The organism is Rhizobium sp. P1_E1, from assembly GCF_056406015.1.
Genome location: NZ_JBFUAY010000233.1, coordinates 1 through 6401, shown reverse-complemented (window position 1 = coordinate 6401; position 6401 = coordinate 1). Strand labels below are relative to the sequence as shown.

Sequence of the window (6401 nt, the reverse complement as noted above, 5' to 3'; positions counted from 1 at the left end):
ACCTCGGGCCAGGTCGGATGACGCGCATCTTCGAGCGGGCGGATCGCCAGCACGCGGGCGGCAACACGCGATTTCAGCTCTTCGGTTTCACCGGGTACGGGCACGAAGGTGCCGGTCGACTGGTCGCTCGCGATCTTTTCCGCCATCGCCTCGACGCTGCCGGGCGTTTCGATACGATAGGTCAGGGTAGTCATCATGAAATGGACGGTTGCTCCTCTCGCCGCCAGATTGCCTTGGCGTTAACTCATGATCTGGTATAATGAGTATCCCAACTTATGGAAAGTAGAATCTTCGGATCCGCAATTTCCGCCGGCAGCTTTGTTCTCGACCCGGAAAACTGTTAGGAGGAAATATTTTGAGCCAGCGAGATGTGATGACACAGCCCCTCGAACAAATCGTCCGCCGGAAACTCTCTGACGAAGTGTTTGATCGACTTGAGCGAATGATCACGTCGGGCGAGCTTCAGCCTGGCGACGAAATGYCCTCCGAGCGCGTGCTGATGGAACGCTTCGGCGTCGGCCGGCCGGCGATCAGGGAGGCCATGCAGTCCCTTGCCAACAAGGGTCTCGTCAACATTTCGCACGGTGAGCGGGCGAAGGTCCTCAGGCTGACGGCAAAATCGATATTCCGGCAGGTCGATCTCACCGCCAAGATCATGCTGTCGCAATCCTCGGATTCGTTGGAATACCTCAAGAGCGCCCGCATCTTCTTCGAGCGGGGCATGGCGCGCGAGGCCGCGCAGCGGGCCTCCGCAAATGATATCGCCGACCTCAGGAACATCATCGAACGCCAGCGAATGTCGCTTGGACGGGCTGAAGAGTTCATCGACGCGGACATGGAATTCCACACCCGCATCGCGCAGATATCAGGCAACCCGATCTACGTCGCCGTCAGCGAAGCGATGCTTGCCTGGTTGAAGGAATATCATACCGAGATGCTGATCTGGACCGGCAAGGAAAAGTTCACGCTCGCCGAACACGACGAAATCGTCGACCGCCTTGAAGCAAACGACGTGGATGGCTCGGAAACGGCACTTCTCAAGCATCTCGAGCGATCGCGAGCGCTTTACGCTAAGTAGTGTCGCGGCTCCATCGTTGGTCTCCTGATCCCATCTCAGCGTTGATCCTCGGTCGCGCCCGCGGCTCCTGAAGCTATGGCATATTTGTAAGCAGCAACTGCGGAACAATGACGCGCCGGCGAGGTTCTGAATAATCACGCAAAGATCCTAAGGAGGACATCAGATGCGTATGAAACTCGTAGCAGCTTCGCTTCTTTCTATCGGCATGGCGACGTCTGCCTTCGCCCAATCCAATCCGGCACCGGCCGGCGCCACGATCGATAAAAACCAGGCCGATCAGGGTGGCGGTGCAAGCGGCAATATGAAGGCCAAAAAGCCGATGGCGACCGATACCACCACGACGGGCTCCACGACCACGGGCACAAAGAAAACCGACAGGACCAAGTGCCCCAATCCGGTCAACAACTCCAACAATCTTCAGACGCAGGGTGGCACGAGCAATGCCACGCCGATGGATGAGGCTTGCGCGGCACATAATAACTGATCGGCCCCTTCGCAATGAACCCCGCCACGGCGGGGTTTTTTCTTGCCCGGCTCAGCCAGAAATGTGAACTCTCCTTTTAAGTTTATGCGGCGGATTGACGCACAACTTCTGTGGTGATACCTGTACCTCAATTGGTCAGGCCAGTTGACCAGTGTGCGCGCTTGAGGAGAGCTCGCCGGGGAGGCCACGATGTTTTCGCCTGTTGAATCACGCCGTCTTTATAGACAGGTCGCGGATCAGATTCGCTTGATGATCGCTAGCGGTGAGCTTGCCGTCGGCCAGCGGCTGCCGGCTGAGCGCGATCTTGCGGAGCAACTCTCGGTCTCACGCCCGACCGTCCGCGAGGCGCTGATCGTCCTGGAGGTCGAAGGCCTCGTCAACATCCGCATGGGATCGGGCATCTATGTGGTGCGCCAGCATGCAGCGACCGTCGCCGGGGCCGAGCGCGAGCCGGTGGAGGGGCCTTTCGAACTGCTGCAGGCGCGAGCCCTCATCGAATGCGCCATCGCCGAAGAAGCTGCAGGCCGCGCCAAGCCGGACGATATTGCTCTGCTCGATGAAACGCTGACGCGCATGGGTGGTGTGGTCAACGATGCAATCGCAGTGCTCGATGCCGATCGCGCCTTCCACACCGGCATTGCCGCCATCGTCGGCAATGCGACATTGATCCGCGTGACGGGCGAGATGTTCGACATGCGCATGACCCCATATTTCGCGAAGCTCGCCAGCCACTTCGAGGGGCCCACGACATGGCGCAGCGCCTTGGACGAGCATCGGGCCATTCGCGACGCGATCGCTGCCGGCGATGCCGCCGGCGCCAAGGCGGCCATGCGCGCCCATCTCACAATGTCGCAGAAGAGGTTTTCCGAGAGCTTCGGGGAGGAGTTTTCGGGGGAAGAGGAGCGCGGACGCAACAAGCGGCCGTCGAAAGGAACGACCAAGACTTAACCCAAGCTCGGGAGGAGAGAGCAATGAAAAGCAGACTGGCAACGATACTTTGCACCGCAGCCGCGATCATGGCGAGTAGCGCGATCGCGCAGGCCCAGACAGTGCTGAAATGGGCGCATGTCTATGAAACGTCCGAGCCCTTCCACACGGATTCCGTATGGGCCGCAGAAGAGATTAACAAGCGCACCGACGGGCGCTACAAGATCGAGGTCTATCCTGCATCGCAGCTCGGCAAGGAAGCCGACATCAACCAGGGCCTCAAGCTCGGGACCGTCGACATCATCATCTCGGGATCGAGCTTTGCGGCACGCGACTACAAGCCGATCGGCGTGACTTACTTCCCCTATATTTTCCGCGGTCCCGATCACCTGATCGCCTACACCAAGAGCGATGTCTTCAAGCGTCTTGCCAAAGGCTATGAAGACAAGACGGGCAACCACATCGCTGCGGTCAGCTATTACGGCACGCGCCATACGACATCAAACAAGCCGATTGCCAAATGCGCGGATATGCAAGGCTTGAAGATCCGCGTGCCTGACGTTCCGGCCTATCTCGCCATGCCGCGCGCCTGCGGTGCCAACACGACGCCGATCGCCTTTGCCGAAGTCTATCTCGCTTTGCAGAACGGCACGGTCGAGGCACAGGAAAACCCGCTGACGACAATCGAGGCGAAGAAGTTCTACGAAGTCCAGAAGAACATCATCCTCACCGGCCACATCGTCGATCACCTCAACACCGTGATCTCGAAGACGCGGTGGGCGAGCCTTTCCGACGAGGACAAGAAGATCTTCGGCGAGGTCATGCAGGAGGCCGCCGAGCGCACCAGCAAGACGATCGCCGGCAAGGAAAACGGTCTTATTGCGACCTTCAAGGAAAAAGGCCTGAACGTCGCCGAGGTCGACAAGGCCGATTTCGAAAAGGCCGTGATGGAAAAGGTCAAGTTCGAGGATTTCGGCTACGAGAAGGCCGATTGGGAAGCAATCCGCGCGATCCAGTAAAACTCGCGGCGCGGCGCCTTACAGCGCCGCGCGTCTTTCAGACGCGCAAGGACGCTGTAACACTTTGGTTGCTGCAGGCGCCGCGCTCCTTCATTCCGAACTGGAACAGGGCCGATCATGTCGCAAGAAATTCATACGCAAATCACGGCCGAAGAAATCGGTCACGAGTTCGAAGGGCACGCTCCGACCGCAAACGTCTCGGACTACGCCATTGAAGACTGGATCACGCTGATCGTCTTCTGGCTGATGGCGGGTTGCGTGTTCCTGCAGTTCTTCACGCGTTATGTGCTGAACGACAGCTACGCATGGACCGAGGAAATCGCGATCAATTGTCTGATCGGCGTCGTCTTTCTCGGTTCCGTCATGTGCGTGCGCACGTCGCGGCATATCCAGGTGGATGTGTTCTATCACTATATGCCTGCAGGCCTGGCGCGCGTGCTCGCCACTTTTGTCGATATCGTCCGCATCGGCTTCTTCGCCTATGGCTGCCATCTGATGTGGCGCTACGTCGACATCGTGGCGGACGAGCAGATGGTCACCATCGATCTGCCGCGCAACATCGTCTTCTACGCCGTTCTCGTCGCCTTCGCGCTGATGCTGATCCGCGCAGTCGTCGTCTTCATCGCCAATATGCGCCGCGGCTACTCCGTTCTGGAGCGCCCCGAAGAATTCCAGACCGTAGAGGGTTGATCCGATGCTACTTCTTCTTGGCTCGTTTCTGGTGCTGATGCTGGTCGGGGTGCCCGTTGCCATCTCGATGGCCGTCGCATCCGTGCTTTATATCGTCCTTTATGGCGTCGCGCCCGACATCATCGTCGCCCAGCGCATGATTGCCGGTGTCGAAAGCTTCCCGTTGCTCGCCGTGCCCTTCTTCATCCTCGCGGGCAACCTGATGAACTCGRCCGGCGTCACCGGCCGCATCTATTCCTTTGCCGTTGCTCTCGTCGGCTGGATGAAGGGTGGTCTCGCGCAAGTCAACATCATCGGTTCTGTCATCTTCTCCGGCATGTCCGGCACGGCGCTTGCCGATGCGGCCGGTATCGGCACGATCGAGATCAAGGCGATGAAGGATCACGGCTATCCGGTCGAGGCAGCGGTCGGCGTGACGGCGGCTTCGGCAACGCTCGGTCCGATCTTCCCGCCGTCGCTGCCTTTCGTGATCTACGGCATGATGGCGAACGTCTCGATCGGCGCTCTTTTCATGGCGGGCATCCTGCCCGGCGTCGTCATGACGCTGCTGATGATGATCACTGTCGCCGCCTTCGCCTATTGGAAGCGTTGGGGCTCGGACGCGCCGTTCGATGTGAGACAGCTGCTGTCGGCGGGGATGGAAATCGTCGTCGTCCTGGCGGTGCCGCTGGCCATCTATCTGCTGATGCAGGCGGGCGTATCGATGAATGTTGCGGCGGGCATTGCCCTTGCCCTGCTTCTTGCCCTCGACTGGTATTTCCGCTTCTCCGCCGTCATGGCGCTGATGACGCCCGTCATCCTGATCGGCGGCATGACGATGGGCTGGTTCACGCCGACGGAGGCCGCCGTCGCAGCCGTCCTCTGGTCCCTGTTCCTCGGTCTGGTGCGTTACCGTACGATGACGCCCTCGACGCTCGCCAAGGCAAGTTTCGACACGATCGAGACGACGGCATCCGTTCTCTTCATCGTCACCGCGGCATCGGTCTTCGCCTGGCTGCTGACGGTGAGCCAGGCGGCGCAGCTGCTGTCCGATGCGATCCTGTCGATCACCAACAACAAATGGGTTTTCCTGATCCTCGTGAACTTGCTGATGCTCTTCGTCGGCTGCTTCCTGGACACGATCGCGGCCATTACCATCCTCGTGCCGATCCTTCTGCCGATCGTCCTGAAATTCGGGATCGATCCCGTCCAGTTCGGTCTCATCATGACGCTGAACCTGATGATCGGCCTGCTGCACCCGCCGCTCGGCATGGTGCTTTTCGTGTTGTCGAGGGTCGCGAAACTATCCGTCGAACGCACGACCATGGCGATCCTGCCCTGGCTGGTGCCGCTCTTCCTGGCACTGATCCTGATCACCTTCGTCCCGGCCATATCGCTGTGGCTGCCGCAGCAGCTTGGACTGTTGAGATAGGATGGACACGATGCGGACACGTCTGGCACGGCTTTACCAAAAGGGCGATCTCAGGATCGAGACCGATACGGTTGCGGCCCCTGGTCCCGGCGAGGTGCTTCTCAAAATGGCGGCCGCAGGGATTTGCGGCTCCGACCTGCATTATTATCAGGATGGCGGCTTCGGGCCGGTCCGGGTTCGCGAGCCGATTATACCCGGCCACGAAGCCTCGGGGACCGTGAGCCAAGCGGGCGAGGGCGTCGATCTGAAGGCTGGGACGCTAATGGCGGTCAATCCCAGCCAACCCTGCGGGCATTGCGAATATTGTGAGAAAAGCATGCCGATCCACTGCCTGGAAATGCGCTTCATGGGCAGCGCGATGCGCCTGCCGCATGAGCAGGGCATGTTCCGGGAATGGTTGGTGGTGCCGGCCAAGCAGTGCTTTGAGGTTGGAGCAGCGACGACGGCAGCGGAAGCGGCTTGCAGCGAGCCGCTATCCGTCTGCCTGCACGCGGCATCGCGCGCAGGAGATATCACAGGCAAACGCGTGCTGGTCACCGGCGCCGGCCCGATCGGCGCCCTGATGGTTGCCGTCGCCTCCTATCATGGCGCAAGCGAGATCGTGGTGACCGATCTCGCGGATGCGGCGCTCACCAGGGCCGAAGCGATGGGCGCCAGCCGCACCATCAATGTTTCCAAAAATGCCCAGGCGCTTGCGGAATACGAGGCGGGAAAGGGCTATTTCGACCTCGTCTTCGAATGCTCGGCGGCCGCTCCGGCCATCCGCGGCGCGATTGCCGCCATCAGACCACG

General features: G+C 60.0%; 7 protein-coding genes and 1 pseudogene. 7 read left to right on the top strand and 1 reads right to left on the bottom strand.

All coding sequences use genetic code 11. The features are described from left to right. Positions 1 to 197: pseudogene (locus AC1D1Z_RS32490) on the bottom strand (ribulose 1,5-bisphosphate carboxylase); the annotation flags it as partial. A gap of 176 nt (positions 198 to 373) precedes the next feature. Here AC1D1Z_RS32490 and AC1D1Z_RS32485 point away from each other — a divergent pair. The 7 genes from AC1D1Z_RS32485 to AC1D1Z_RS32455 all read left to right on the top strand — a co-directional run. Next, positions 374 to 1078 carry a transcriptional regulator NanR gene (locus AC1D1Z_RS32485; RefSeq protein WP_477852951.1) on the top strand — a complete coding sequence of 235 codons (705 nt, stop codon included), beginning with the start codon at positions 374 to 376 and terminating at the stop codon, positions 1076 to 1078. A gap of 163 nt (positions 1079 to 1241) precedes the next feature. After that, positions 1242 to 1562, top strand: a complete 321-nt coding sequence (locus AC1D1Z_RS32480; protein ID WP_018245448.1) for a hypothetical protein — start codon at positions 1242 to 1244, stop codon at positions 1560 to 1562. Positions 1563 to 1751: 189 nt separating this feature from the next. Next, complete coding sequence (locus tag AC1D1Z_RS32475; protein WP_018245447.1) at positions 1752 to 2510, top strand: FadR/GntR family transcriptional regulator; 759 nt, start codon at positions 1752 to 1754, stop codon at positions 2508 to 2510. 23 nt (positions 2511 to 2533) lie between these two features. Further along, positions 2534 to 3508: a sialic acid TRAP transporter substrate-binding protein SiaP gene (locus AC1D1Z_RS32470; protein WP_018245446.1), complete on the top strand. Its 975-nt coding sequence runs from the start codon at positions 2534 to 2536 to the stop codon at positions 3506 to 3508. Positions 3509 to 3625: 117 nt separating this feature from the next. Next, entirely contained in the window at positions 3626 to 4198 is a 573-nt protein-coding gene (locus tag AC1D1Z_RS32465; RefSeq protein ID WP_018245445.1) for a TRAP transporter small permease, read from the top strand. A 4-nt stretch (positions 4199 to 4202) separates the two neighbouring features. Then, positions 4203 to 5609 (top strand): TRAP transporter large permease, encoded by a 1407-nt coding sequence (locus AC1D1Z_RS32460; protein ID WP_477852948.1) that lies wholly within the window; start codon positions 4203 to 4205, stop codon positions 5607 to 5609. A gap of 10 nt (positions 5610 to 5619) precedes the next feature. Further along, the coding region (locus AC1D1Z_RS32455; protein ID WP_477852946.1) for an L-idonate 5-dehydrogenase at positions 5620 to 6401 on the top strand (782 nt) is incomplete at its 3' end.